Origin of the sequence: Candidatus Poriferisodalis multihospitum (assembly GCF_028283155.1) — a bacterium.
GTDB lineage: Bacteria > Actinomycetota > Acidimicrobiia > Acidimicrobiales > Poriferisodalaceae > Poriferisodalis > Poriferisodalis multihospitum.
On sequence record NZ_JAPYOK010000080.1, the window covers coordinates 24,722 to 50,628 of the forward strand.

The 25,907-nt window shown below is 66.9% G+C and carries 23 protein-coding genes and 1 pseudogene; 12 read left to right on the forward strand and 12 right to left on the reverse strand.

The features are described 5' to 3' along the window. The first annotated feature begins 52 nt into the window (after window positions 1–52). Window positions 53–463 (forward strand): acyl-CoA thioesterase, encoded by a 411-nt coding sequence (locus tag VI480_RS07530; RefSeq protein ID WP_323672210.1) that lies wholly within the window; start codon window positions 53–55, stop codon window positions 461–463. A 120-nt stretch (window positions 464–583) separates the two neighbouring features. On the opposite strand, the gene VI480_RS07535 is transcribed toward VI480_RS07530, so the two are convergent. Then, complete coding sequence (locus VI480_RS07535) at window positions 584–1,213, reverse strand: SDR family oxidoreductase (RefSeq protein WP_323672211.1); 630 nt, start codon at window positions 1,211–1,213, stop codon at window positions 584–586. A gap of 101 nt (window positions 1,214–1,314) precedes the next feature. Here VI480_RS07535 and VI480_RS07540 point away from each other — a divergent pair, with 101 nt between their 5' ends. From VI480_RS07540 to VI480_RS07565, 5 genes and pseudogenes are all read left to right on the forward strand, one after another. Continuing rightward, window positions 1,315–2,346: a zinc-dependent alcohol dehydrogenase gene (locus VI480_RS07540; protein WP_323672212.1), complete on the forward strand. Its 1,032-nt coding sequence runs from the start codon at window positions 1,315–1,317 to the stop codon at window positions 2,344–2,346. A 97-nt stretch (window positions 2,347–2,443) separates the two neighbouring features. After that, window positions 2,444–3,813, forward strand: a pseudogene (locus tag VI480_RS07550) (acyl-CoA carboxylase subunit beta). Window positions 3,814–3,990: 177 nt separating this feature from the next. Further along, a complete protein-coding gene (locus tag VI480_RS07555; protein WP_323672214.1) occupies window positions 3,991–5,241 on the forward strand; it encodes an acyl-CoA dehydrogenase family protein in 1,251 nt (416 codons plus the stop codon). 36 nt (window positions 5,242–5,277) lie between these two features. Next, the gene (locus tag VI480_RS07560; protein WP_323672215.1) at window positions 5,278–6,528 is read left to right on the forward strand and encodes an acyl-CoA dehydrogenase family protein; all 1,251 of its coding nucleotides are present in this window, start codon (window positions 5,278–5,280) and stop codon (window positions 6,526–6,528) included. A gap of 67 nt (window positions 6,529–6,595) precedes the next feature. Beyond that, window positions 6,596–7,378, forward strand: coding sequence for an SDR family oxidoreductase (locus VI480_RS07565; protein ID WP_323672216.1), 783 nt, complete (start codon window positions 6,596–6,598; stop codon window positions 7,376–7,378). A gap of 34 nt (window positions 7,379–7,412) precedes the next feature. On the opposite strand, the gene VI480_RS07570 is transcribed toward VI480_RS07565, so the two are convergent. The 3 genes from VI480_RS07570 to VI480_RS07580 form a co-directional block, all read right to left on the reverse strand. Further along, complete coding sequence (locus VI480_RS07570) at window positions 7,413–8,264, reverse strand: alpha/beta hydrolase (protein WP_323672217.1); 852 nt, start codon at window positions 8,262–8,264, stop codon at window positions 7,413–7,415. 60 nt (window positions 8,265–8,324) lie between these two features. Continuing rightward, on the reverse strand, window positions 8,325–9,272 hold the full coding sequence (locus VI480_RS07575; protein WP_323672218.1) for a crotonase/enoyl-CoA hydratase family protein: 948 nt from the start codon (window positions 9,270–9,272) through the stop codon (window positions 8,325–8,327). Between the two features lie 110 nt (window positions 9,273–9,382). Beyond that, window positions 9,383–9,961, reverse strand: coding sequence for a hypothetical protein (locus VI480_RS07580; RefSeq protein ID WP_323672219.1), 579 nt, complete (start codon window positions 9,959–9,961; stop codon window positions 9,383–9,385). 143 nt (window positions 9,962–10,104) lie between these two features. Between VI480_RS07580 and VI480_RS07585 the strand changes: the two genes are divergently transcribed. Then, window positions 10,105–11,343, forward strand: a complete 1,239-nt coding sequence (locus tag VI480_RS07585; RefSeq protein ID WP_323672220.1) for a cytochrome P450 — start codon at window positions 10,105–10,107, stop codon at window positions 11,341–11,343. Between the two features lie 72 nt (window positions 11,344–11,415). Here the strand turns inward: VI480_RS07585 and VI480_RS07590 are convergent, their stop codons facing one another. From VI480_RS07590 to VI480_RS07625, 8 genes are all read right to left on the reverse strand, one after another. Continuing rightward, the gene (locus tag VI480_RS07590; RefSeq protein WP_323672221.1) at window positions 11,416–12,411 is read right to left on the reverse strand and encodes a molybdopterin-dependent oxidoreductase; all 996 of its coding nucleotides are present in this window, start codon (window positions 12,409–12,411) and stop codon (window positions 11,416–11,418) included. Between the two features lie 229 nt (window positions 12,412–12,640). After that, complete coding sequence (locus VI480_RS07595) at window positions 12,641–13,765, reverse strand: ABC transporter substrate-binding protein (RefSeq protein WP_323672222.1); 1,125 nt, start codon at window positions 13,763–13,765, stop codon at window positions 12,641–12,643. Window positions 13,766–13,817: 52 nt separating this feature from the next. Further along, a complete protein-coding gene (locus VI480_RS07600; RefSeq protein WP_323672223.1) occupies window positions 13,818–14,600 on the reverse strand; it encodes an ABC transporter permease in 783 nt (260 codons plus the stop codon). Then, window positions 14,597–15,418 carry an ABC transporter ATP-binding protein gene (locus VI480_RS07605; protein ID WP_323672224.1) on the reverse strand — a complete coding sequence of 274 codons (822 nt, stop codon included), beginning with the start codon at window positions 15,416–15,418 and terminating at the stop codon, window positions 14,597–14,599. Before VI480_RS07605 ends, VI480_RS07600 begins: the two co-directional genes overlap by 4 nt. A gap of 13 nt (window positions 15,419–15,431) precedes the next feature. Continuing rightward, a complete protein-coding gene (locus VI480_RS07610; protein ID WP_323672225.1) occupies window positions 15,432–16,283 on the reverse strand; it encodes an ABC transporter permease in 852 nt (283 codons plus the stop codon). Between the two features lie 187 nt (window positions 16,284–16,470). Continuing rightward, window positions 16,471–17,472: a TIGR03842 family LLM class F420-dependent oxidoreductase gene (locus tag VI480_RS07615; protein ID WP_323672226.1), complete on the reverse strand. Its 1,002-nt coding sequence runs from the start codon at window positions 17,470–17,472 to the stop codon at window positions 16,471–16,473. Between the two features lie 66 nt (window positions 17,473–17,538). Further along, a complete protein-coding gene (hydA, locus tag VI480_RS07620) occupies window positions 17,539–18,948 on the reverse strand; it encodes a dihydropyrimidinase (RefSeq protein WP_323672227.1) in 1,410 nt (469 codons plus the stop codon). A 57-nt stretch (window positions 18,949–19,005) separates the two neighbouring features. Then, the gene (locus VI480_RS07625; protein WP_323672228.1) at window positions 19,006–19,848 is read right to left on the reverse strand and encodes a nitrilase-related carbon-nitrogen hydrolase; all 843 of its coding nucleotides are present in this window, start codon (window positions 19,846–19,848) and stop codon (window positions 19,006–19,008) included. 125 nt (window positions 19,849–19,973) lie between these two features. On the opposite strand from VI480_RS07625, the gene VI480_RS07630 reads away from it, so the two are divergent. The 5 genes from VI480_RS07630 to VI480_RS07650 are packed head-to-tail and all read left to right on the forward strand — an operon-like array spanning window position 19,974 to window position 25,895. Beyond that, window positions 19,974–21,341, forward strand: coding sequence for an MFS transporter (locus VI480_RS07630; RefSeq protein WP_323672229.1), 1,368 nt, complete (start codon window positions 19,974–19,976; stop codon window positions 21,339–21,341). 5 nt (window positions 21,342–21,346) lie between these two features. Beyond that, window positions 21,347–22,750: a cytochrome P450 gene (locus tag VI480_RS07635; RefSeq protein ID WP_323672230.1), complete on the forward strand. Its 1,404-nt coding sequence runs from the start codon at window positions 21,347–21,349 to the stop codon at window positions 22,748–22,750. Then, window positions 22,747–23,766: an LLM class flavin-dependent oxidoreductase gene (locus VI480_RS07640; protein ID WP_323672231.1), complete on the forward strand. Its 1,020-nt coding sequence runs from the start codon at window positions 22,747–22,749 to the stop codon at window positions 23,764–23,766. The genes VI480_RS07635 and VI480_RS07640 overlap by 4 nt, the downstream gene beginning before the upstream one ends. Continuing rightward, the gene (locus VI480_RS07645; RefSeq protein WP_323672232.1) at window positions 23,763–24,659 is read left to right on the forward strand and encodes a TauD/TfdA dioxygenase family protein; all 897 of its coding nucleotides are present in this window, start codon (window positions 23,763–23,765) and stop codon (window positions 24,657–24,659) included. Before VI480_RS07640 ends, VI480_RS07645 begins: the two co-directional genes overlap by 4 nt. 24 nt (window positions 24,660–24,683) lie before the next feature. Next, the gene (locus tag VI480_RS07650) at window positions 24,684–25,895 is read left to right on the forward strand and encodes a CaiB/BaiF CoA-transferase family protein (RefSeq protein ID WP_323672233.1); all 1,212 of its coding nucleotides are present in this window, start codon (window positions 24,684–24,686) and stop codon (window positions 25,893–25,895) included. Window positions 25,896–25,907: the final 12 nt, after the last annotated feature.

The following is a 25,907-nucleotide window of genomic DNA, read 5'->3' on the forward strand; positions in this document are numbered from 1 at the left end:
TCAGCAGATGGGCTCAGCCGGCCCGCCATGACGCCCCACTAGCGTTCCGCCGATGGCGACGCACGCGACCCAGATCGTGCCTCGATTCGGCGAGCTGGATCCGTACAACCACGTCAACCACGCGGTCTATGTGTCGTATTTCGAGGCGGCCCGCTGCCTGGCGCTGGAATCCGCCGGTCTCGCACTGCCGGACCTCTCAGATCAAGATGTCCAGATCGTGGTGACGAACCTTGAGGTGCGTTTCCGGGCGCCGGCGACCGCCCGCGACACGCTGCGCGTCGAGACCGAATTGGTCGAGCGTCGCCGTGCGAGCACGCGGTGGCAGCAGCGGATCATCCGCGAGTCCGACGATGCGGTGCTGGTGGAGGGCCACTTGACAGCGGCCATCTGCGACAACGGCGGCAAGCCCCGCCGCCCGCCGCCTGGCCTCATGGACAAGTTCGACGCACTCGCCCCCGGCTAAGTAGTGCGCCCGCTGCGGAGGCGACAGAACCCTCTGCGACCAGCGATCCAGCAGGTCGCAACGTCGCAGAGTCTCCTGCCGCCTCCGCAGCTATGGCATCTGTGCCAATCGGTTCGAGCCCTAGACGACGGGGGTCAGGCCGCCGTCGATGTTGATTGCGGTGCCGGTGACGTAGCTGGCGGCGTCACTGGCGAGGAACAGGGCCAGGTTGGCGAACTCTTGGGCGTCGCCCATGCGCCCTACGGGGATGCGATTCCCGATGGCCGCGGTGAATTCCTCGAAGGCGGTGTCGTGGGCCTCGCGTTCCCAGCGCGTCTGCCATTGGTGTGTCACCAGCAGTCCGGTGATGAGCGCGTTGACCAGCACGCCGTCAGGGGCGAATTCTGACGCCAGCGCCTTGGTCATCGCCAGACCGGCGGCACGACTGGCTGAGGTGGGGCACGTCTGCGCGCTCGCTGCTTTCGCACCGACGTTCAGCGAGTTGATGATGCGGCCCCAGCGCTGATCGCGCATGTGAGGAATGCAAAGTCGGCAGAGGCGTACTGCCGAGAAGAGCTTCAGATCGAGGTCGTCCTGCCAGTCGTCATCGTCGATGTCGAGAAATGGCTTGGCATTCGATGTCCCGGAGTTGTTCACGAGGATGTCGATCGGACCGCACGCTGCCATCGCCTCGGCGTGTGCTCGCGCAACCTCGCCGCCCCGGCTGCCCCCGGTGATCAGCGCTGTGCGGCCGTCAAGTCTCAATTCCATACGCGCACCATATTTCTGGGCGCGGTCCGGCGCTCAATCTGGGCGCTGCCGCCGACGCCGAGGTCCGGTGCGCTGGGGCCAGTAGTGCGCGACCATGTGGCATGCGCGCGGGACTGGTGACCGGCAAGGAACAGTTCGAGCTACGGGAGGTCGAGGAGCCGACGCCCGGGCCGGGCGAGGCGCTGGTGGAGATCTCGCTGTGCGGGATCTGCGGCAGCGATGTGCACGCATATGCCGAGGGCTGGCCCTACGCGCCGGGCATCTGCGGCCATGAGTGGGTCGGCACCGTTGTCGCCGTGGATGCCGAGGTCCGCGTGGTGGGCATGGGTGACCGCGTCACGGGCGGACTGGCACCGGGCTGCGGACGATGCCCAGAATGCCGGGCCGATCACCCCGCCTACTGCTCGGTGGCGCGCTCGTACTACATAGGAGAGAACGCGCCGGTCTCGGGCGGCTTCGCGCCCTTCATGGCAGCGAGCGCGGACCGGCTGGTGCGTGTGCCCCCCGAGCTCAGCAACGACGACGCTGCGGTGATCGAGCCAGTTTCCGTAGCGCTGCACGCGGTCCGACGCAGCCGCTTGCAGCCTGGCGACGTGGCATGCGTCGTCGGCTGCGGACCGATCGGACTGCTGGTCGCCCAGTGTGCGCGTCTCGCGGGCGCGGGCACGGTGATCGCGGTGGAGCCCGACGCCGAGCGCCGCGCCCTTGCGCTCGAACTCGGGGTCGATGCGGCTGTCGCACCCGGTGCAGGGATGCGGGAAGCGGTGAATGAAGCCACGGATGGCCTGCGAGCCGACATCGCCTTCGACTGCGCCGGCATCCCTCAGACCATCCAGCAATCGGCCGACATGGTGCGTTTCGGCGGCTCGGTGTGCATCGTGGGCGTGACCGGCAGCGACGCCACCATCCGCCCCAACCGCTGGCTGTTCAAGGAGATCTCGGTGGACACATCGCTGGCGTTCACCCTCGACGAGATGCGCGCCGCCGCCGGCTTCATCGCCGACGGCCGCATCAGTGTCGCCCCGCTGGTGCAGGGCACGGTCACGCTCGACGAACTGCCCCAGACGATCGACGACCTCGCCACCCGGCGCAACACGTCGATCAAGCTGCTGGTGGATCCAACCGCCGGCTGAGCGAGGTTCCCCCGCATCACCGGCAGGCACCCACAGTGTCGCCGTACGCTCTGTGCGGAATTGCTGATCAGAAGCGAGCAGCCGGAACGGGGGTCGCATGAGCTGGGAGCCTGAGATCGCCGAGCTGCGCCGCCGCGAAGCGTTCGCCGAGGCACTCGGCGGACCCGACAAGGTCGAGCGGCAGCACTTTTTCGGCAAGATGACCGTGCGCGAGCGCATCGACGCCATGGCCGACAAGGGCTCGTTCCACGAGATCGGCAAGACCGCCGGCGTCGCGGAATACGACGATTCCGACTGGTGGACGGCATGGGCGGCGGCGGCTCGGTGAAGTCCATCGAGATGGCGGGCCGCACATACATCCCCGAACTGCGGGGCTGGGACGTCATCGTCAACCACCTCTCGGTGGCCCCGTCGGTGTCGCTGGCGCTGGGCTCGGTGGCGGGCATCGGCGCCGCCCGGGTGGCCACCGCTCACTACTCGGTCATCGTGCGCGACACCGCGCAGATGATGATCGCCGGGCCGGCGCTGGTCGAGCAGGCCTCGCTCGGCGATCACGGCAAAGAGGAACTCGGCCACGCGGACATCCACACGGCCAACGGCGCCATAGACGATGTGGTCGACAGCGAAGAAGAGGCGTTCGAGCGCGCACGCCGGTTCCTTTCGTACCTGCCCGCCAACGTGGACGAGCTGCCCGAGCGGGTGCTGAGCGGCGACAGCCCTCAGCGGCGTGACGACGAGCTGATCTCGATCGTGCCCCGCGAGCCACGGCGTGTCTACAAGATGCGCTCGATCATCGAATCGGTCTGCGATCAGGGCAGCTTCTTCGAGATCGGCAGCCGCTGGGGGCGTTCGATCATCACCGGCCTGGCCCGCCTCGACGGGTGGCCGGTGGCGATCTTCGGGGAGGACCCCTACGTGTACGGCGGCGGTTGGACTGCGGACAGCTGCCGCAAGCTCATCCGCCTGCTCGACACCGCCTCCACGTTCCACCTGCCGGTGGTGCACCTCGCGGACTGCCCGGGCTTCCTGATCGGCAAGGAGTCCGAGGAGAGCGGGACCATCCGCTTCGGATCGGCTGCCCTCGCAGCACTGGGTCAGCTCACCGCGCCGTTCGCCTGTGTGGTCATCCGCAAGGCATTCGGCGTCGCGGGCGCAGCCAACAACCAGCCAGGCGCTCGCAGCTTCCGGGTGGCGTGGCCCTCGGGCGACTGGGGCTCGCTGCCCATCGAAGGTGGCCTCGAGGTGGCCTACAAGCAGGACCTCGCCGACAGCGACACACCCGATGAGCTGCTGGAGGAGATCCGCGAGAGGCTCAACAGCGTCCGCTCGCCGCACCGCTCCGCAGAGTTCTTCGAGATCGAGGAGATCATCGACCCGCGTGACACCCGACCGGTGCTGTGCGAGTGGGTGGATCTCGCCCGCCGCTCGCTCCGGCCCGGGCCGAGTTCCTTCGGCTACCGGCCGTAAGAGCACGCACGGATTGGCACAGATGTCCTAGCGACGGAGGCGGCAGGGAACTCTGCGAGGTTGGAACCTGCTGGATTCCCGGAGCAGAGGGCCCTGCCGCCTCCGTCGCGGCGCGCCCCTGAGCTATCCAACCGGTCGCGTGGCAGACTCAGCGACGGATAACAGGGGAGCGCAACGATGGATCCCACCTACACCGACGAGGCCGACGACTACCGCGAGAAGATCCAGGCCTTCCTGGCCGAGCACCTGCCTGCCAACTGGGGCGGCATGGGTTCCCTCGACGAAGAGGCCCGCGACCAGTTCGTCGAGGAATGGCGGGCGCTGCTGTCGGAGAATCAGCTGCTGGCCGTCTCATGGCCGGTCGAATACGGCGGCGCCGGGCTCAGCGAGGTCGAGCGTGTCGTGATGGCCGAGGAGTTCGCCAAGGCTGGGGTCCCCGTCGGCGGCGACAACGACGGGTTCAGCATCACGATGGTCGGCAACGCCATCATCGAGTGCGGCACCGAGGAGCAGAAGCGTCACTTCCTGCCCAAGATCATCTCGGGCGAGCATCGCTGGTGCCAGGGCTACAGCGAGCCCGACAGCGGTTCAGACCTCGCCAACCTGGGCACACGCGCCGTGCTCGACGGCGACGAATGGGTGATCAATGGCCAGAAGATCTGGACCTCCAGCGGCCACACCGCCAACTGGATCTTCGTGCTGTGCCGCACCAACCCCACTGAGGCCAAGCACCGCGGCATCTCGTTCCTGCTGGTCCCGGTCGACCAGCCCGGCGTCGAGATGCGCCCGATCATCAACATCAACAACCGGCACGACTTCAACGAGGTGTTCTTCACCGACGCCAAGACCGCGAAAGAGAACGTCGTCGGCGATGTGAACGACGGTTGGCGGGTCGCCAACGTGCTGCTCGGCTTCGAGCGGGGCCATGGCGCCACCACCGATGCGCTCCGATTCCGCGACGAGCTCGACCGAATCACGGCCGAAGCCGTCGAGCGGGGTGCAACCGACGATCCGCTCGTGCGTCAGGACCTCGCTCAAGCGCACGCCAAGGTCGAGATCATGAAGTGGATGGGCCAGCGCAACATCACCAACGTGCTGGCGGGCAAGGCCCCCGGGCCCGAGTCGTCGCTGCACAAGCTGCTGTGGAGCGAGTATCACCACTGGATCACCGAGTTCTCGATGGATCTGCTCGGCATGGAGGCAACTGCGCCGAGCGGACATCCCGCGGTGAACGGCATCAATACCGACGCAGTGGGGGCGGAGTTCTCCTCGCTGGCGTGGGTGCAGACGTTCATGGGCGCGAGGCCCGGGACGATCTACGCAGGCACGTCGGAAGTGCAGCGCAACATCGTGGGCGACCGGGTGCTCGGGCTGCCGCGTGAACCGCGTGCCGACGGCGGCCCGTGGAACCAGATCGGCAAGAGCTGAGAGACTGATCTGCATCTCACGCAGGGGAGCGCGACGATGGATCCCACCTATGCCGAAGAGGCCGAGGACTACCGCGAGAAGATCCAGGCCTTCCTGGCAGAGCACCTGCCCGCCGAATGGAGCGGGATGGGATCGCTCGACGAGGAGGCTTGCGACCAGTTCGTCGAGGAGTGGCGGTCGTTGCTGTCGGAGAATCAGCTGCTGGCCGTGTCGTGGCCGGTCTCCTACGGCGGCGCCGGGCTCAGCGAGGTGGAACGAGTCGTTCTGGCTGAGGAGTTCGCGAAGGCTGGGGTCCCGGTCGGCAACGACAACGACCTGTTCAGCATCGGGATGGTCGGCAACGTCATCATCGAGTGCGGTACCGAGGAGCAGAAGCGCCACTTCCTGCCCAAGATCATCTCGGGCGAGCATCGCTGGTGCCAGGGTTACAGCGAGCCGAACAGCGGCTCGGACCTCGCCAACCTGGGCACCCGTGCGGTGCTCGACGGCGACGAGTGGGTGATCAACGGCCAGAAGATCTGGACCTCCAGCGGCCATACCGCCAACTGGATCTTCGTGCTGTGCCGCACCGATCCCACCGAGGCCAAGCATCGCGGCATCTCGTTCCTGCTGGTGCCGGTGGATCAGCCCGGTGTGGAGATGCGCCCGATCATCAACATCAACAACCGGCACGACTTCAACGAGGTGTTCTTCGCCGACGCGAAGACGGCGAAGGAGAACGTCGTCGGCGACGTGAACGACGGCTGGCGTGTGGCAAACATGCTGCTGGGCTTCGAGCGCGGCGACGGAGCCACGACCGACGCACTGCGGTTCCGTGACGAGCTCAACCGCATCACGGCTGTGGCCGTCGAGCGTGGCGCCACTGACGACCCGCTCGTGCGTCAGGATCTCGCTCGGGCACACGCCAAGGTCGAGATCATGAAGTGGATGGGCCAGCGCAACATCACCAACGTGCTGGCCGGCAAGGCACCTGGGCCGGAGTCATCGCTGCACAAGCTGCTGTGGAGCGAGTACCACCACTGGATCACTGAGTTCTCGATGGGTCTGCTGGGCATGGAAGCGACTGCGCCCAGCGGACATCCCGCGGTCAACGGCATCGAAACCGACGCAGTGGGGGCGGAGTTCTCCTCGCTGTCATGGGTGCAGACGTTCATGGGCGCACGGCCGGGGACGATCTATTCGGGCACTTCGGAGGTGCAGCGCAACATCATCGGCGACCGGGTGCTCGGCCTTCCACGCGAGCCGCGTGCCGACGGCGGCCCTTGGGACCAGATCGGCAAGAACTGACCGCGTCGGACTCGACCTGTACGAACGAGGCGCGCACGCGCTCACTCACGATTGAAAGGTATTTCCCATGGAACTGCGATTGGATGGCAAGACAGCGCTCGTGACCGGCGGCTCCGCTGGCATCGGCAAGGGCATCGCGAAGTCGTTCGCCGATGCAGGCGCGAACGTGATGATCACGAGCCGCAAGGCCGACAAGTGCGAGGCGGCAGTGGCCGAACTGGCCGAGACCGCCAGCGGCGAGGCGAGCTACGTCGCTGCGCACATCGGCCACCTCGATCAGGCCGAGCGGGTGATGGGCGAGACCATCGAGCGCTTTGGATCGCTGGACATCCTGGTGAACAATGCGGCCACGAATCCTTGGGCCGGTCCGATGGTCGACTGCGACATCCCGCGCCTCGACAAGACCTACGAAGTCAACCTGCGGGCGCCGCTGCAGTGGACGCAGATTGCGAGGCAGATGTGGATGGGCGAACACGGCGGCTCGGTGATCAACATCGCGTCGGTCGGCGGCCATCACACGTCCGAAGCGCTGGGTGTCTACTGCATGTTCAAGGACGCGCTGATGCACATGACCCGGCAGCTCGCAGCCGAGCTGGGGCCGAAGATGCGCGTCAACTGCATTGCGCCGGGTCTGATCCGCACCGATTTTGCGCGGGTGCTGTGGGATGGGCCGCGTGGGCAGATGATCGCCGACCAGCTGCCCATGAAGCGGCTCGGCGAGCCGTCCGACATCGGCGAGGCTGCCCTGTTCCTGTCCGCTGCAGGCTCGTGGATGACCGGTCATGTCATGGACATCGACGGCGGCGAATGCGTAAAGATCTCCGGAGAGCTGCCGCTCGAAGAGGGCTGAGCCAGCCTGCGCTGGCCCTGCGCCAGGTCACCGATCAGAGGACGTCAGCGAACCCTGGCAACGTCGCAAGCCAGTCGACAATCGCCTGCGGGTCCTCGACCATGGCATTGTGACCGAGGCTGGCAAACACAAGTGGCGCCGTGACGCCCGCAGCGTGAGGGTTGGCCGCTGCGAACGCGGCCAAGTCAGCATGATGATCCGACGCGACAAGCGGGTCGTGCTCTCCGATCGCCATGGCGACCGTGCACTTCGCTGCGGCGAGCAGACCGGCCATGTCGGGCGGGCCCACTTCGACGGTGGCAGGGTCCTGCGCTGCGCACCAACCCGGTGCGGGCACGGGGGGATCGATGCGCATCGGTTCGCCATCTTCGGTGAAGCGCAGCTCGGTGTCTGTGCGCATGACACCGGCTTCGATAGCCAACTCGATTCGCTTGTCATCGGCATCGAACACGCCGTACAGGCCGGCGAGCTTCATGAACCACTCGACGGCGCCGTCGCGATCGGGAAACTCTCGCGGCGGCCGGCTGGCCAGGTCCGCAATGCGTCCGAGTTCTTCATCCGACCAGCGCAGTTTGACGCCGATCGTGGCGGCCAGCACCGGCGGCGGTCCGAACCAGCCGCTGGCGAGCGCCAAGCCGACGATGCCGCCCATCGAATGGCCCAGCACCACATACGGGGTGTCTCGATGCTCGTCGGCGAGCACTTCGGCCACATCGGCGGCCATCGCGCCGAAGGAGTACAAGTCTCGCCATTCGGCACCGCCGTGGCCGCGCAGGTCGGGCACCACGATGGCACCATCCCACGGCATCGCCCCGATGAGCGGGTCCCATACAAAGCGGTTCGCGCCCAGCCCGTGCAGCAGCACCAGAGCCGGCTGCTCAGCCACAGCTTCCTCCGGGGATCTGCCGGCGGTCGCTGCAGCGGCCGCAATCCGCGTCGGTCGGGCTCATCGCGGCCGCTCGCCGTAGTCGCCGTGGGGTGCGTCGCGCTCGGAGATGACTTGGCGGAATCCCTTGGTCTCGAAGTCCTCCACCCAGCGGTAGGCCTCTTCAGTGTGGCGGGTTACGCCATCGAAGAACGTGCCGAGCAGCTGGCTGGTCCGCAGGCCCATGTTCTCGAAGGCCTGGTTGATCAGCAGCTTGTTGAGCGCGAGCTGGTTGGCGGGAATGTGCGCCAGCCGCCGGGCGAACGCCTCGACCCGTTCGCTGAGTTCGTCGGGCGGGTGCACGTAGGCGACCAGTCCGATGCGGTGCGCCGTCTGCGCGTCGATGGCATCGCCCGACAGCAGGAACTGCTTGGCGTGCTCGAGGCCCAGCCGGTACACCCACATCATCGTGGTGGGCGTGCCGTAGATGCGCGAGGGGGCGTAGCCGATGTGGGCGTCATTGGCCATGAACAGCAGGTCGCAGCACAGGATCATGTCGGTGGCCCCGCCGATCGCCCAGCCATGGATCTGGCCCAGCACCGGCTTGGGGCATTCCCAGATCTTCATGAACCGCTTGACGTTGTGGCCCATGAACTGCCAGTCGCGCACCGGGTCCCATGCGCCGTCGCGGGGCTTGGGACCGGGGGCGCTGTACGGGCTGCCCCACGAGTCGTACAGCTCTTCGGCGTCTGAGCCGCTGCCCCCGCCGGGGTTGAGGTCGTAGCCGGCCGTGAGCGTCGGGCCATTGCCGCGCAGGACAATCGAGCGGACGTTGCGGGATGCTGTCGCCCGGTCGATGCCGTCTGCCACACCGGCGATGACACTCTCGGTGAGGGTGTTCATGCGTTCGGGCCGGTTCAGCGTGATGAACGCGACCGTGTCGACCTCGTCGTACAGCACTACCGGCTCGGGCTCGCTGGTCCCCCCAGCGCCCCCGGCTGGTCCAACGTCTCCCATGTCGGACTTCATGGCGCGGACGCTAGCTGCGCAGGGCCAGGCGCATGGCTGCGAGGGCAGACGGGCGGCTGAGGATTGGGGAGTCTCGGGCGAGCTTCGGTCGGTGCGCGCCAGCCGGCGGCTCAGGATGGGGATGCTTCTGGCGGTGCGGGCCAGCCGGGGACGCCTTCTTCGAGTTGCACGCCGGCGCTGTTGTTGAAACCACAGACCATGCGGTAGCAACCCGACACGGCGAGCAGTTGGCACATGTCGGCGGCGCTGTAGTGCTGCGCGGCTTCGGCCCAAGCGGCGTCGGATACGCAGTCGTCGGCACACAGATCGTCGACGAGTTGGATCATGGCGGCCTCGGCGGGCGTCCAGTGACCTTGGGAGATGGGGCGCGTCGCGTAGTAGAGCTCTGCTTCGGTCACGCCGTCGACCAGCGCCACGAGACCGTGCTGGCCGAACGTGTACGCCGAGCCGCAGTTCCAGCACGTCCGCAGCACGGCGATCTCCACGTCTCGCCGGGTGAGGTCGTCTTCGAACTGCAGCAGGATGGTCTGGGAGAACATGCCCATCGCCTTGGAGACGAGGCGGTTGTGAGCCATAATCGCCCGCATGTTCACCACGTTCGCGGGCGATGATTTCATTGCTTCGCGTGCGAGCTCGGCTGCCCACTCCAAGGGCTCCAGCCGTGGTTCAGACGGTCGGGTGAAGTGCATGCCCGCAGATTAGAAGTGGCGCCATTCACTAGGGCATGCCGATAGTTCATAGTATTACTGAGACTGCACATGCGTTCCCCTCCGAGCGTCTGACCTACGCTGGCACTGTCCCGGACTGCTGGGCCGCAGACGAGGAGGCTGCCGTGAGCACGACGACCGGTGTTGATCACGGTGGTGTCGAGCGCGACTTCGACATCTTCAGCGACGAGTACATCGCGGACCCATCGCGGGTCTGGGACGAACTGCGCACCGAGTGCCCCGTCGCGCACAGTGAGCGGAACGGCGGCGGGTGGATGCCCACCACCTGGGATGACATCGCGGCAGTGGCGTACGACACCGACAACTTCAGCTCACGCGACAGCTCGGTGGCTCGGACGCCTGAAGGTGCGTCCTTCATCTCGGCCCCGCCGATCACCTCCGATCCGCCGTTTCATGCCGACGCTCGCCGGATGCTGCTGCCGTTCTTCTCGCCCAAGGCAGTGGAGGACCTCGTCGAGGTGACGCGCAGCATCGCCCGTGAGCGCCTCGACGTCATTGCCGCGCAGACGGGGGCGAACCGAGGTGGTTCCGGGGTAGTCGATGCGGCCGACGCATTCTCCAAGTACATCCCGGTGCGGGTGATCGCCCGCATCCTGGGCCTGCCCGAATCGGACGAGCCGATGTTCACTCGCTGGGCTGTCGCCGTGCTGCAGGCCACGCCGGAGGAGCACGACCACCGAGCCCTGGCGACCCGCGAAGTGCTGAAGTACTTCGGCGACCTCGTTGACGCTCGCCGCGAGGAACGTGCAGATGATCTTCCCTCGAAGCTGATCGACATGCGGCTGCCGAACGGCGACCCGCTCACCAACCGCCACATCACTGGTGTCGGTTTCCTGTTGCTGCTCGCAGGTATCGACACCACCTGGAGCTCGATCTCGGCCAGCCTACTGCACTTGGCGACCTATCCCGACGACCGCGAGCGTCTGCTGGCCGAGCCGGAACTGCTCGATTCGGCCATCGAGGAGTTCCTGCGGGCCTACGCACCGGTGACCATGGCACGGATCAGCGCCACCGACGACGCCGAGATCAGTGGCTGCCCGGTCCCCAAGGGCGACAAGGTGTATCTGCCGTTCGGGGCAGGCAATCGTGACCCCGCCATGTTCGACCGTCCCGACGAGGTCCTCATAGATCGCGCCCACAACCGGCACGTCGCCTTCGGCATCGGCATCCACCGCTGCCTGGGTTCGAACCTGGCCCGCATGGAGCTCAAGGTCGCGCTCGAAGAGTGGCTCGCACGCTTTCCGAACTTCGAGCTCGCCACCGATGCGGACGGCCGCAGCGCCGAATGGGGAGGCTCGCAGATCCGAGGCCCCCGCAACCTGCAAATCCGCGTCGGCATCTGACTTTGCCGAACGGATTCAGGCATCTGACGGTCGCTCGTCCCGTCACGCCCGCGGCATTGAGCGTGTCTTCCGCTATTCCGCCGGGAAGGGGAGCTGGAGCCACCATGGGCGGCTGACGACGTCGATACGGGTCACCCACTTGACCCACCAGAAGCCTCGCCTGCCGGGCGCTACTAGCCGCACCGGGGCGCCGTGGCCTCGACGCAGCGGTTCACCGCCGTAGCCGACGGCCAGATACAGATTTGCCGCGTCGCGGGCGGGGAACAGGCGGCTGTAGCCGGTCAGCGATGTGACTTCCAGCGTGGGCGCGTCGATGGCTGGGAGCAGCTCGGCCAACGGCACTGCGTCCCACGACTGGCGGCTCCACCATCCGCCGGTGCAGTCGAGGTCGGCGGTCAACGAGGTGGCTCGATCGTGGAGGGTCTGCAGCTGTACCGGCTCACCGGCGACCGTGAGCTCCCAGTCCGACACGGCCACCCGAGGCGACCTGTCGTTGAGCCACATGGTCGTCGGCATCTCGGCGGGCGTGAACGAGCCGATCTCGTGTGAGCCGGTGAATCGTCGGTTGTCGCCCACCACCAGCTGCTGGATCCAGTAGGCCGCGCCTGCAGCCGCCATTGCGATGGCGCCGCCGATGAACGCCCGGCGGTCGAGGTCGGCGATGCCGGGACGGCCCGGCCGGCTGACGATGTGCCACACCAGCAGCGGGACCACGAACGCGACCAGCAGGACGTGGGTCCACAACGCCGACCAGTAGCCCACGCCGTGCCACAGCCCGGTTGCGTGCAATACCCCGAGCACGACGGTCGCGACGACGAGAGCTCCGAGCAGCATCGACAGCCATCGGGTGGTGCGGCGGCGCTTCAACCCGGTGCGCACCGAGCCGCGGAGTTTGGCGGGGGCCAGCACCAGCAGGGTCAGGCCGGCGAGGGCGTGCGTGACGGTCAGCCAGCGGCCCCAGCCGGTGCCCACCGCCCACGACGCCAGACCCGTCCCGACCGCAATGATCGCTGCAGCAGCCAAGAGCACATCGACCTGCCGGGCGGTGAGCCACGGGCCGCGTTTCATGTCAGGTCGATCTGAGTCGGCCACCGCGTGCTCGAAGGTCTCGGCGAACTAATCGCTCCATCATGTCCGTCGGCGAAGCCATTGCGGCCCACGCGCGGCGCGCTCATGGTCCCGGCGACGGATGCCGCCATCATGCGGCTCGCACCGGTCCGGCGCTGGAGGTAGCCGACCGGGGTGGCGGCAGCGAGCCCGCCGCCACCCCGAATCGGTCTGGTGAGCGTGCGAGTGGCTACTCGCCGCCCTCGAGCAGCACGACGGGGATCCGCTCCCAGTCGTCGCCCACGACATCGACGCCGGCGTCCCGCAGATTCGCCACCGCCGCCTCGGCGATGTCGGTGCGGTACGCACCCTCATCGGGCTCGGCAGCCAGGATGCCCTCGCTGGTGGCCACCTCGACGGTCTGCGCCCACAGGTCGGCATCCATGATGCCCGCACCCAACGGCGACGGCCAGATCAGCGCGCTGATCTCGTTCATCTGCCACGTCTGGTGCGACTGACCCAGCGTCGGGACATTGTCGAGCACGATCTGCACGCACTCTTCGGTGTTGTCCCGGCAGTGGATCCAGCCGCGCAGCGACGCCTCCACGAACCGGACCGCCGCGTCGTAGTACGCAGGATCGTCATCGAGGCGGTCGGCATCAGCCCACAGGGCATCCTGCAGCATCGCCGTTCCCTCGTCGTTCCAGTCGATGATGTTGAGATCGGACGGCTGGTAGAGCTCGCCGGTGGCTGGGTTGACCGTCTCGAGCACTTGCGCGTACTCGTTGTAGATCATCGCCTGCGCCGCATCGATCTCGCCGGAGATCAGCGCCAGCATGTCGAAGTTCTGCTGCACCAGCTGGATGTCAGAATCCGGATCCAGCCCGCTGCGGCGCAGCCCAGCCAGCAGCTCGAATTCGTTGCCGAATCCCCAGTTGCCCACGGTGCGGCCTTCGAGGTCCGCCACCGAGTTGATGCCTGAGTCCACAAAGGACACTTGCAAGGTGGCGCTTCGCTGGAACACCTGAGCAATGTTGGTGATGTTGGCGCCCTCTTCTCGAGGCACAAGGCCCCTCGGCACCCACGAGACTGCGAATTCCGCGGCACCGGAGTCGAGCACCGAGGCCGGCACGATGTCGACGCCGCCCTCGAGGATGGTCACGTCGAGCCCGACGTCTTCGTAGAAGCCGAGCGCCTGCGCCGCGTAGTACCCGGCGAACTGTGCCTGCGTGAACCACTGCAACTGCAGCGACACCTCAGAGATGGGCTCGAATTCGGGCTCATCTGCGTCGTCGCCGCCGGTGCACGCCGCGGCTAGCAAGCCGAGCGCCAGCAGCGGCGCCAGCGTCCGGATCAGTGTTTTTCTTACCTTCATATTTTCCCCCCGTGTTGGGATTCCCAATGGGCGCTCACGCCCAAGGTCAAGGTCATGTCGCCCTCCTTGCTGCGAAGTACCACGGCATGACGAGCCGTTCGAGCACGACAGCGATCGCGTAGAGGCCGATGCCCACCAGCGAGCCGGCCAGAACGGCCGCCCAGGCGTCGTCGTAGCGGGTCAGGCCGGCCGAATTGGTGATGATGTTGCCCAAAGCGTCCTGGCGGCCGCCGAAGTACTCGGCCACGATGGCGGCGATCACCGCGAGCGACGTGGCGAGCTTCAACGCGGTGAAGAAGTACGGCATCGCGTTCGGAATGCGCACCTCGCGCATGATCCGCCACTTGCCTGCGCCGTACGACTCCATGAGCTCGATCTGGCTGGGCTCGACCTGCCCCAGCCCCCTGGTCGTGTTGATGAAGACCGGGAAGAAAACCAGCACCACCACGACCGCTTGGTTGGATCGGGGCGACAGGATCCCGAACCAGGCGTTGAAGATGGGTGCCAGGGCGATGATCGGCACCGCATTGACTGCCACGGCCAGCGGCGTCAGGGTCTCGTGGGCCGAGCGGAACGCGGTTACGAGCACTGCTGCCAATGCACCTACCGCCACGCCGGCGATCAAGCCGGTGACGATGATGAATCCTGTGATGCCCGTCGCAGTCGAGATCGTGTCGAAGTCGCCGAACAGGGCGCTGACGATGCGTGAGGGCGGCGGCAGCACGAAGCCGTCGGGGTTCAGCACGGCCAGCAGGGCTTCCCAGCAGCCGAACATGATCGCCGCGGCCACCACCGGGGGCAGCCATGCGCGTAGCACAGCCTTCGCGGCGGTCATGAGGCGTGGTCTCCTCGCAGCGCGTTGCGCACTGCGGTCACGTTGGCGAAGTACTCCGGATGGTCGCGGGTGGCCTCGCTGCGCTCGCCTAGGTCGGTGTCGATGATCGCCGAGATCCTGCCCGGCCGGGGCGACATCACCACGACCCTCGTGGACAGGAACACCGCCTCGCTGATGGAATGCGTCACGAAGATCACCGTGGTCTGCGTCTCAGCCCAGATCCGCAGCAGCTCGTTCTGCATGTGCTCGCGGGTCATTTCGTCGAGTGCGCCGAACGGTTCGTCCATCAGCAGCAGCTTCGGATCGAACGACATCGCTCGGGCGATGGCGACGCGCTGCTGCATGCCACCCGACAGCTCCGCTGGATGATGCCGGGCGAATTCGCTCAGCTTCACCAGGTCCAGCATCTCGGCCGATCGCTGCCGTCGGTCGGCCGCTTTCCAACCCATCAGCTCGAGCGGCAGCTCGATGTTGCGCGACACGTTGCGCCAGTCGAACAGACCGGCCCGCTGGAACACCATCGAGTAGTCGCGGTCGAGCCGGGCCCGGTCTGCCGTCTTGCCATTGACGCTGACAGATCCGTCGGTCACGCCGGTCAGCGCGGCGATCAGCCGCAGCAAGGTGCTCTTGCCGCAGCCCGACGGGCCGATCAACGTGACGAACTCTCCCGGGGCGATGCACAGATCGATGCCGGTCAGTGCATTCACCTCGTTGGACCGACCCGGGTTGAACACCTTGCCCACGCCGTCCAGTTCGACGGCCGCGACATCGGGCGCGATGTCGCCGTCGGGGCCGTTCGCGTCGGGCGCATCGCTCATGGGCCCGCGCCGTTCATGTCACAGCCTCGCGGCCCTTGCGTCCCACCAGCGCATACTCCACCGTCGAGATCACTACGAATACGAAGATTCCCAACGCGGCCGCGCCGAGCACAGCGACATAGAGGCGCTCGGGTCCGGTCGTGTAGCGCTGGGCTTCGAGCAGCACCCGGCGGCCGAGCCCGCCCTTCACCCCAGCGGAGATCTCGCCGACGATGGCACCGACCACGCTTGCGGTCGCCGCGATCTTGAACGCGGCAAACAGGTATGGCAGCGATGCCGGCAGGCGCAGCCGCCACAGGGTCTGTCCCCAAGGCGCGGCGTAGGAATCCATCAGCTCGAGATTCTCCGGCCGGGGTGATTGCAGGCCCCGCAGGCCGTTGATCGTCACCGGAAAGAACGTCAGGTACGTGGCGATGATCGACACCGACATCCAGTCCTGCCATTCGAATGGCAGGAAATCGAAGCTCTTGCGTCCCCAGATCACGATGATGGGAGCGATCGCGATCAGCGGGATCGTTTGGCTGGCGATGACGTGGGGCACAAGCGCTCGCTCCAAGCGCCCTGAGGTCGTCAGCGCGATCGCGATGCCCAGACCCACCACGACCCCGATCGCGAAACCGACCGCTGCCTCCCGCAGTGTGAACGCTGCCTCGGAGGCGACGATCGTCCAGAAGGGATCGCCTGTGCCTCGCGGCTCCTCGAAGATCCCGGCGAGTATGTCGAGCACCGGCGGCATCTTGAGGTCGGTGGTCTCCGGCAGGAACGACCCGATCACCAGCCATCCTGACTGGGCGTCGTCAATGGCGGTACCGAATGCCTTGTAGGCGGTGTACGCCAGGCCCAGCAGGCACACGAAAGCGGCCAATACGACGACTTGGCGAATAATGCGGCGGGTGCGTGCTCGGCGGCGCTCGCGCGCAGCTTGCAGGCGACTGAACTGGTCGCGGACGATCGGGTCGTCTGTCTCCGACGGGCTTGACCCGGGAGAATGTGCCGGTGATTGTGCCGGAGAGGGCGATACGGGAGCGGTCTCTGCTTGCACGGCTCGCCAGTCAGGTCGCGAGCGCCGGAATGATCCGCTGGCCGTAGGCGTTCAGGGTTTCGTCCTTGGCATCGTGCATCAGGTAGATGGCGAACTGGTCCACGCCGAGATCTCGCAGTTCGCGCAGGCGCGAGACATGGCTGCTGGCGTCGCCGAGAATGCAGAACCGGTCGATCACCTCATCGGGCACGAAGTCGGTGTGGATGTTGCCGGCCTTGCCATGCTCGGCGTAGTCGTAGCCCTCGCGCCCAGCGATGTAATCGGTGAGCGCTTGGGGCACCCCGCCCCCGGTGTCGCCGTACCGCTCGACGAGATCGGCGACGTGGTTGCCGACCATGCCGCCGAACCAGCGGCATTGATCGCGTTGGTGGGCGAGGTTGTCGCCGACGTAGGCGGGCGCTGCCACGCAGATGTAGAGATCATCGGGGTTGCGCCCGGCATCAGCCGCGGCACGGCGGACGGCGGCAACGGTCCATTCGGTGATCTGGGGGTCGGCGAGCTGCAGGATGAACCCGTCGGCCTGCTCGCCGCAGAGTTGCAGCGCCTTGGGTCCGTACGCGGCCATCCAGATGTCGAGCCGGCTCCCCGATGACCACGGAATCTGCTGACGTGTGCCGTTGTAGGTGACCTCGCGGCCCTCGGCCAAGCACTTGATGACCGTCATCGACTCCGACAGCGTGGCCAGGCTGGTGGGACGGTGGCCCAGCACCCGCATGGCCGAGTCGCCCCGGCCGATGCCGCACACCGTCCGGTTGCCGAACATGTCGTTGAGCGTGGCGAACAGCGACGCGGTGACCGTCCAGTTCCGCGTTCCCGGATTGGTGACCATCGGACCGACAATCATGCGGTTCGTGGCCGACAGCATCTGGCTGTAGATCACGTAGGGCTCTTGCCACAGCACATGGCTGTCGAAGGTCCACCCGTAGTCGAACCCCAGCGTCTCTGCGCGCTGGGCCAGATCAACCACTCGCCACGCAGGCGGATCGGTCTGAAGAACAACGCCAAAATCCATGTTCTCAGTCCCCCGATCCGTTCCGCTGCCCGAACGCTCCGTTGCGTCGGGCCATGGTGATGCCCCCTACTGCAGGTACTGGCAGAGACCCCGGCGCAGGTACTGGCCGTCGCCGGCCCGGCCCAGGTACTGGTTGTCGTCGATGATCTTCCGACCCCGAGAGAACACCGTGTCGACATGTCCTGTCACCTCGACCCCTTCATAGGCCGAGTGGTCGATGTTCATGTGGTGGTTGTCGACGCTGATCGTCCACTGCTTGTTGGGGTCGTAGATGACGACATCGGCATCGGAACCTGCGGCGATGATTCCCTTGCGCGGGTACATGCCCATCATGCGAGCAGGGGTCGTGGCGCACAGCTCAATCCAGCGAGGCAGGCCGATCTCGCCGGTCACCACGCCCTGGTAGATCATGTCCATGCGGTGCTCGACGCCGCCGATGCCATTGGGGATGGCCCGGAAGTCGTTGAGCCCGAGTTCCTTCTGCTCCTTCATGCAGAACGGGCAATGGTCTGTGGACACGACGGCCAGATCGTTGGTCCGCAGCCCCTTCCACAGGGTGTCCTGGTGGCCGTCTTCGCGGGAGCGAAGCGGCGTCGAGCACACGTAGGCGGCGCCCCCGAAGCCGGGCCGGTCGAGGTGGTCCTCCAGACTGAAATGCAGGTATTGCGGGCAGGTCTCCGCGAACACGTTCATGCCTGCGTTGCGTGCCAGCGCCACCTGCTCGAGGGCCTCCGCGGCCGAGAGGTGCACGATGTACAGCGGAGCCGCGCCCACCTTGGCCAGCTGGATGGCCCGGTGAGTGGCTTCGGACTCCAGTTCGGGGCGGCGTACGTAGCCGTGGGTGACCGGCGAGGTCTCGCCGCGCTCGAAGGCCTGGTCGGCCAGCACATCGATAGCCAGGCCATTCTCGGCGTGCATCATGATCAGCCCGCCGTTGCCAGCGGCTTGCTGCATCGCCCGCAGGATCTGCCCATCATCGGAATAGAAGACGCCCGGGTAGGCCATGAACAGCTTGAAGCTGGTGATGCCCTCGTTGACCAGCAGGTCCAGCTCTTTGAGCGAGTCATTGTCGACGCCGCCGACGATCATGTGGAAGCCGAAGTCGATCGCGCAGTTGCCCTCGGCCTTGGCCATCCACTCATCGAGGCACTCGCGCACGTTCTCGCCGTAGCGCTGCACGGCGAAGTCCACGATGGTGGTGGTGCCGCCCCACGCCGCGGCTCTCGTGCCCGTCTCGAACGTGTCCGAGGCATAGGTGCCGCCGAAGGGCAGCTCCATGTGCGTGTGCACGTCCACCCCGCCGGGCACCACAAGCCGCCCGGTGGCATCGATGACCTCAGCGCTTTGCTCGGCTGCGACGGCGATGTCGCTGCCGGGTTGCAGCACCGCGGCGATCTGTTCGCCGTCGATGAGTACCTCGGCCGGATCCGCTCCGGTCGAGCTGACAACGGTGCCCCCCTTGATCAGCGTCGTCATCTTCGTGTCCCCCTAGGTCGCGATCTGTGAAGCCCCAACCAGTCCTGACGGACCCCCTCAAGGTGCTACGAGCGGTTCGTAGGAATCGGGCCGGCGGTCTCGGTAGAAGGCCCATTGGTTGCGGACCTCATCGAGCATCTCGAGGTCCAGCTCGCGCACCACTAGCTCCTCGGCGCGGTCCGATGCTGCGCCGTCCACGATCTGCCCCCGGGGGTTGGCGAAGTACGAGGTGCCGTAGAAGTCGTTGTCGCCCAGCGGCTCGACGCCGACCCGGTTGATGGCCCCGACGAAGTACATGTTCGCCGCTGCGGAAGATGTCTGTTCGAGTTGCCACAGGTATGCGGACAGCCCCCGGCTGGTGGCTGAGGGGTTGAACACGATCTCCGCGCCGGCCAGCCCGAGGGCACGCCAGCCCTCGGGGAAGTGACGGTCGTAGCAGATGTAGACGCCGACCGTCCCGACCGCGGTCTCGAAGACGGGATAGCCCAGATTGCCCGGCCGGAAGTAGAACTTCTCCCAGAACCCCTTGACCTGCGGGATGTGGTTCTTGCGGTACTTGCCGAGATAGGTCCCGTCGGCGTCGATGACAGCTGCGGTGTTGTAGAGGAGCCCGGCCTGCTCCCGCTCGTACATCGGCACCACGAGCACCATCTCGTGCTGTTCCGCGAGCTCGCCGAAGCGCTTGGTAGTCGGGCCGTCAGGTATCGCTTCGGCGTAGGAGTAGTACTCGGCGTCTTGTACTTGGCAGAAGTACGGCCCGTAGAACAGCTCCTGGAAGCACATCACCCGGGCGCCGGCTGCGGCCGCCTCGGCCACGTACTTCTCGTGGAGCTCGATCATCGACTCCTTGCCGCCGGTCCAGGCGGTCTGCACGATTGCCGCCGTCACGTTGCGTGCCATGTTGTGCCCTCCTCGCTCCGTTGGGAGTACTTGGTGCGTGGCTGGAGGAAAAAAACGAGTCTAGATCAGCCCAAAGAGGGGCTCTGAACCGACGCAGCAGCCGCCTCATCAGGCAGGATGTAACGATGTCCAGACGCAGCACCACCTTCCGCGGATGGAGGGTGGTGGGTGCGGGGGCAGTGATCCAGGGGCTGCAGAGCGCCTTCGTCATGCACTCGCTGGGCGCCTACCTGGTGGAGCTCGATCGGGAGTACGGCTGGAGCAAGACGGCCCTGTCGGGCGCGTTCGCGGTGAATCGCGCCGAGACGGCGCTGCTGGGGCCGGCGCAGGGCTGGCTGATCGACCGGTTCGGGCCCAAAACCATTACCCGAGCAGGCGCCGTGTGCATGGCGGTCGGCTTCGTGTGGTTCAGCCAGCTGCAGTCGCTGTGGCAGTTCTATGGCGCCTTCTTCGTCCTGTCGGTCGGCGGCGCGTTCTGCGGGTTCCTGACGGTCACCGTCGCGATCGTCCGATGGTTCGAGCGGCTGCGGGCCCGCGCCCTGGCGCTTGGCGGCATGGGCCTCGCTCTGGGCGGCATGTGCGTCCCGCTCGTGGTCCTGATGTTCACGTGGTTCGGCTGGCGCACGACTGCTGCGGTCACCGGTGTCGCTGGCGCTGCTGTCGCTTGGTGGCTGGCCAAGTACCTCGACGGCAGCCCTGCTGAATTCGGCGAAGAGGTCGACGGCGGGGCCAAGATCGTTGCCAATGGGAGGACGGTACGCGCCGAAGGCCTCACCGACGTCCATTTCACGGCGAAAGAGGCGATGCGCACGAGAGCGTTCTGGACCATCTCGTTCGGTCACCTGAGCGCCCTGATCGTGGTCGGCGCGGTGATGGCGCACCTGCAGCTCTACCTGACGTCCGAACGGGGTTACTCGCTGCAGCAGGCCAGCCTGTTCGCAGCCGCGCTGCCGCTGATGCAGCTTGCCGGCATGGCGGTGGGCGGCTACCTCGGCGACCGGATCAACAAGCGGCTCATCGCGTCGGTGGCCATGTTCGGGCACGCCGGTGGCATCCTGCTGCTGGCGTGGGCTCCCAACGCATTCGTGGTGGTGCTGTCCGTCGTCTTTCATGGGCTGGCTTGGGGAGCGCGTGGCCCGCTCATGCAAGCCTTACGAGCCGACTACTTCGGTTCTTCGGCGTTCGCTGCGATCATGGGCGTGAGTTCGCTCATCGTGATGATCGGGCCGATCGTCGGCCCCCTCGCTGCAGGGTGGGTGGCTGACACAACCGGCAGCTACGTGACTGGCTTTGTGGCGCTTGCGGTACTCACGGCGCTGGGCATGCTGTTTTTTGTCGTCACGAAGCCGCCGGCGCCGCCGGAGCGAGGCGGCAGCAGCCCTCGCAGGCCTGCGGCCAAGCCGAACAGCAACGATGTCGGTGCTCCCGGCGTCGCCGAGGGGTCGAGCGACGGTGCGGACGTGGGTTCCGCGCAGCGTCAGGTGGCAGGCTGAGCGGCGTGAGCACGGTTTGTGCCGCGAGCGGCTCGAACAGCACTGCACCGGATCCGACGCAGTTGTTTGATCCGCGCACGTACCTGGACGGTGTGCCGCACGATCTGGTTGCCGAGCTGCGCTCGCGCGCCCCGGTTCACTGGGTGCCCGAGCCCGCGCTCATGGGCTGGGAGGCCGGGCCTGGCTTCTGGGCGGTGCTCACGCACGAGCTCATGAACCGGGTGCTGCGCGATCCGGGGACGTTCTCGTCCCACCTCGGCGGCACGCAGATCCGCGACCCTCAGACCGCTGCGATGCTCGAATTCGTTCAGCGGATGATGCTCAACCAGGATCCACCGCAGCACACGCGGCTGCGGCGCCTGCTCATGCGCTCGTTCACGCCGAGCGCCGTGGCTGAGCTGGAGGCCACTGTCTCGGACCGCGCGAAGCGGCTGGTGAGCGCGGTGGCGCAACGCGGGCACGCCGACTTCGCCAAGGAGGTCTCGGCCGAGCTGCCGCTGCTGACGCTCGCCGACATCATGGGTGTGCCGTCCGAGGACCGGATGCTGCTGTTCGACTGGTCCAACCGGGTCATCGGCTACCAAGACGCCGAGTACTCGGTGTCTGACGCATTCGATCCCGCCACCGGTACCGAGATGGCGCAGCGGGCCTGCGAGGTGCGCACCCAGATCCGCCCCGGCCCCGACGGTCGCATGCCCGACCCTCGCTCGCGCGAGGGCCTCGCCGACATGTACGCGTACGCGCACGACCTCGCGACCTACAAGCGGGCGAACCCGGGCTCCGACGTGGTGTCGATCTTGCTGGCCGCCGACGACGCCGAGGGTGGCATCACCAACGAAGAGTTCGAGACCATGTTCTTCCTCTTCGCCGTGGCGGGCAACGAAACGCTGCGAAACGGCATCCCCGGCGGGCTCTGGGCGCTGCTGCAGCATCCCGAACAGCTCGACAAGCTGCTCGCCAATTCCGATCTGCTGCCCGGTGCCATCGAGGAGATGCTGCGGTTCATACCGCCGGTGGTGCACTTCCGCCGCACGGCCTCGCGTGATGTCGAACTCGGTGGCCGCTCCGTGCGTGCAGGCGACAAGGTGGTGGTCTTCCATGTGGCTGCCAATCGCGACCCGGCCGTGTTTGCTGAGCCCGACCGGTTCGACATCGAGCGCAGCCCGAACGACCACCTCACGTTTGGGGCAGGACCGCATTTCTGCCTGGGCGCTCACCTGGCTCGTCGACAGATGTCCGCGATGTTCGCTGAGTCGCTCTGGCGGCTCCCCAATCTGCGCCTCGACCCGGCCCGCAGGCCCGAGCGCCTGCTGTCGAACTTCCAGCACGGCTTCAAGCACCTGCCGGTGCTCTGGGATGCGCCTGCCGGCGACGAGGCGGCTGCCAGCCGCGAGGCGGCTGCGCCGTGACCGGGCCCCCCGCTGCGCCGCCCATCCGGGTCGGTGTCACACCCGACGTCAAGCTCTGGTCACGACCGTGGGCCGAGCGCCGTCGCATGCTCGAGCTCGTCGCGGATGCGGGCATCGATCACGTGTTCATTGCCGACCACGTCAGCTTCCGGATCGGGCACGGCAATGACGGTATGGTCACCGCGGCGGCGCTGGCCAACCTGCATCCCACGCTGGGCGTCTATCTCGGCGTGTATCTGCTCCCGCTGCGCCACCCGATTCCGGTCGCCCGCCAGCTCGCGAACCTGGCCGAGATGGCACCGGGACGGATCAGCTTCGGCGTCGGCATCGGCGGTGACGACCGCCACGAAGTCGAGGTGTGCGGTGTCGATCCACGAACCCGGGGGCGCCGAACCGACGAATCGCTCGGCATCGTGCTGCGGTTGCTGGCCGGCGAGACCGTCGATCACGCAGGCGAGTTCTTCTCATTCTCCGAGGCCCGCATCGTGCCGGTGCCCGAACCGCCTATCCCGACCTATGTCGGCGGCCGGTCTGATGCCGCCATCCGCAGGGCCGGTCGCTTCGCTGACGGCTGGCTGGGCATCTGGTGCACGGTCGAGCACTACCGAGCGGCGCTTCGCCTGTACGCAGAAACGGCCGCCGCCGAACGGGCGATCGACACCCCTGCACCCCAAGCACCTGATCACGGCATCCAGCTATGGATTGGCTTGGGCGACAGCCGTGAAGAAGCGGTCGGCTGGGTCGGCCCAGAGCTGGAACGCTTCTACCGGGTGCCGTTCAAGGCGTTCGAGAAATACACGCCATGCGGCACGGTTGACGACATCGTCGAGTTCTTCATGCCGTACCTCGACGCCGGCTGCCGCCACATCAACATGACGCTGTGTGGCGGGAACCCCGATGAGGCGATACTTGCTGCGGGGGAAGTGGCACGGCGCCTGCGGGAGGCCGATCCGCTGGCTAGCGCCACGGTCGGGGGAGCGGACCGCCGCACACCGCGGGAGAGTGACGGGCGATGAGCACGACAGCAGCACATGAGCGGGGCAGCGACCGTGAGATGCTCGACATACGTCCGCTGGCCGGGGCGCTGGGCGCCGAGCTCTGGGCAGCCGGCGGGGGCCCGCTCGACGTCACCACGCTCGACGCCGCGGGTGCCGCGGCGATCCGGGAGGCGCTGTGCGCGCACCACGTGGTGGTGATCCGCGAGCAGCAGATGGATGCCGCGGATGTTGCGTGCTTCGGCCGTCGCTTCGGCGAGCTGGAGCGCCACCCTTACCTCGGCGGCACCTCTGAAGAGCCCGAAGTGGTTCCGGTCATCAAAGAGCCCCACGAGACCGTCAACTTCGGCGGCGGCTGGCACTCGGAGATGTCGTTCCTGGAGTGCCCCCCGATGGCGACGGCGCTGTACGCGGTGGAGGTGCCCAGCTTCGGCGGGGACACGCTGTTCGCCAATCAGCAGGCGGCCTACACGGGGCTGTCCGATACGATGAAGCGCTTCGCCGAGGGCCTCAGCGCGGTGCACTCGGCAGCCCGTCAGTACGGGCGGCGGGGCGACTCGGACCGGTACGCCGGCCAGCGCAGCTCGATGAAGGTCCAGGTGTCCGACGAGGCGCACGCACAGCTGAAGCATCCGGTCGTGCGGACCCATCCGGAGACCGGCGCGAAAGCACTGTATGTGAATCGGGCTTTCACCGAGACCATCTCGGGAATGCACCGGCACGAGTCGAAGGCGCTGCTCGAGATGCTGTGGAGCCATGCGGTCGGCGAGCAGTTCACGTGCCGGGTGCGGTGGGAGCCGGGAACGCTGACCATGTGGGACAACCGCAGCGTCCAGCACTACGCCCTGAACGACTACCACGGGCAGCGTCGGCACATGCTCCGGGTGACGATCGCCGGCGACCGGCCTCGCTGAGTCACTGCGCGGGAGGCTGAGTCGATGAGACCGCTGGCAGGCATCCGCGTGGTCGACATGAGCCGCGTTCTGGCCGGGCCGTTCGCCGGACGGATTCTCAGCGATCTCGGAGCAGACGTCGTGAAGGTCGAGCCGCCTGAAGGCGACATCTCGCGCCTGTGGGGCGTCAATCGAGCGGGGCTCGCCGGGTTCTACACCCAGCAGAACGTGGGCAAGCGAAACGTCTGCATCGACCTGCGTGCCGAAGGCGGCGCCGAGACGGTGAAGCGGCTCGTGGCGGAGGCCCATGTGCTCGTCGAGAACTTCCGACCGGGTGTCATGGCGCGCCACGGCCTGTCGTTTGCCGAGCTGTGCCAGGTCAATCCAGCACTGGTGATGCTGTCGATCAGCGGATTCGGCCAGGAGGGCCCGGACTCGCAGCGAGCGGCCTACGCAGCGGTGCTGCACGGCGAGTCGGGCTGGATGGCTCGCGCCGCCAAGATCCACCAGCAGCCGCTCCAAGAGCCGTACCTCGCCGTTGCCGATACCAACGCGGCGCTCCATGGATCCATCGGCGTTCTCGCTGCGCTGCGCGTCGCGGAGACGACTGGGCACGGCCAACACATCGACATCGCGATGCTCGAATCGTTCTTGGCGACCGATGAGGGGAGCCAGGCCGGACTCGACGGCGGGAACTACACCTCCCAGGGCGGGCTCGTGTGGGACGGTGTGGACGGGCCAGTTCTGACCGCAGGCGATTTCCGATGGATCTGGCGGCAGTTGAGCGAAACCCACGGGCTCGCGGACCCATCGCCCCCCGATGCCGACATTCCGGCTAAGCGGGCGCACCGCACCGATGCGATCAACGCGTTCCTGAGCTCGTTCACGACCCGTGCGGAGATGCTGTCGGCCCTCGACGAAGCGAACCTGGCATGGGGCGACATCCGCACGACTACGGAGGCGCACGAATCGCCTACCGCGACCCATCGGGGTTCCTCGGTGGAGATCAGTGCTCGCGACGGCGGCACGCGCCGCGTGACCCAGACGCCGTACAGATTTGCCGGAGCTACTGCGGATTCGGCGGCGGTCTCTGGGGTGACATCGGACTCGCTGGCGCCGTACCTCGGGGAGCACAACGGCGAGGTGCTGGCGGAGTGGCTGGGCGCCGGCCGCACGGAAATCGACGCGTTGCGTGAAGCAGGCGTGCTCGTCGAGGACGAGTTCGCGGCCGAGGGGCGCGCGCACAGGCGACCGTGACCGTTGTCCATG

Bases quoted from the DNA above. Each gene is read 5' to 3' on its own strand.
- VI480_RS07575 (WP_323672218.1), bottom strand. From the start codon at position 9,272: ATGAAGTCCGACATGGGAGACGTTGGACCAGCCGGGGGCGCTGGGGGG.
- VI480_RS07560 (WP_323672215.1), top strand. From the start codon at position 5,278: ATGGATCCCACCTATGCCGAAGAGGCCGAGGACTACCGCGAGAAGATC.
- VI480_RS07645 (WP_323672232.1), top strand. From the start codon at position 23,763: ATGAGCACGACAGCAGCACATGAGCGGGGCAGCGACCGTGAGATGCTC.
- VI480_RS07625 (WP_323672228.1), bottom strand. From the start codon at position 19,848: ATGGCACGCAACGTGACGGCGGCAATCGTGCAGACCGCCTGGACCGGC.
- VI480_RS07630 (WP_323672229.1), top strand. From the start codon at position 19,974: ATGTCCAGACGCAGCACCACCTTCCGCGGATGGAGGGTGGTGGGTGCG.
- VI480_RS07590 (WP_323672221.1), bottom strand. From the start codon at position 12,411: ATGAAACGCGGCCCGTGGCTCACCGCCCGGCAGGTCGATGTGCTCTTG.
- VI480_RS07535 (WP_323672211.1), bottom strand. From the start codon at position 1,213: ATGGAATTGAGACTTGACGGCCGCACAGCGCTGATCACCGGGGGCAGC.
- VI480_RS07595 (WP_323672222.1), bottom strand. From the start codon at position 13,765: ATGAAGGTAAGAAAAACACTGATCCGGACGCTGGCGCCGCTGCTGGCG.
- VI480_RS07565 (WP_323672216.1), top strand. From the start codon at position 6,596: ATGGAACTGCGATTGGATGGCAAGACAGCGCTCGTGACCGGCGGCTCC.
- VI480_RS07530 (WP_323672210.1), top strand. From the start codon at position 53: ATGGCGACGCACGCGACCCAGATCGTGCCTCGATTCGGCGAGCTGGAT.
- VI480_RS07580 (WP_323672219.1), bottom strand. From the start codon at position 9,961: ATGCACTTCACCCGACCGTCTGAACCACGGCTGGAGCCCTTGGAGTGG.
- VI480_RS07615 (WP_323672226.1), bottom strand. From the start codon at position 17,472: ATGGATTTTGGCGTTGTTCTTCAGACCGATCCGCCTGCGTGGCGAGTG.
- VI480_RS07600 (WP_323672223.1), bottom strand. From the start codon at position 14,600: ATGACCGCCGCGAAGGCTGTGCTACGCGCATGGCTGCCCCCGGTGGTG.
- VI480_RS07555 (WP_323672214.1), top strand. From the start codon at position 3,991: ATGGATCCCACCTACACCGACGAGGCCGACGACTACCGCGAGAAGATC.
- VI480_RS07540 (WP_323672212.1), top strand. From the start codon at position 1,315: ATGCGCGCGGGACTGGTGACCGGCAAGGAACAGTTCGAGCTACGGGAG.
- hydA (WP_323672227.1), bottom strand. From the start codon at position 18,948: ATGACGACGCTGATCAAGGGGGGCACCGTTGTCAGCTCGACCGGAGCG.
- VI480_RS07605 (WP_323672224.1), bottom strand. From the start codon at position 15,418: ATGAGCGATGCGCCCGACGCGAACGGCCCCGACGGCGACATCGCGCCC.
- VI480_RS07650 (WP_323672233.1), top strand. From the start codon at position 24,684: ATGAGACCGCTGGCAGGCATCCGCGTGGTCGACATGAGCCGCGTTCTG.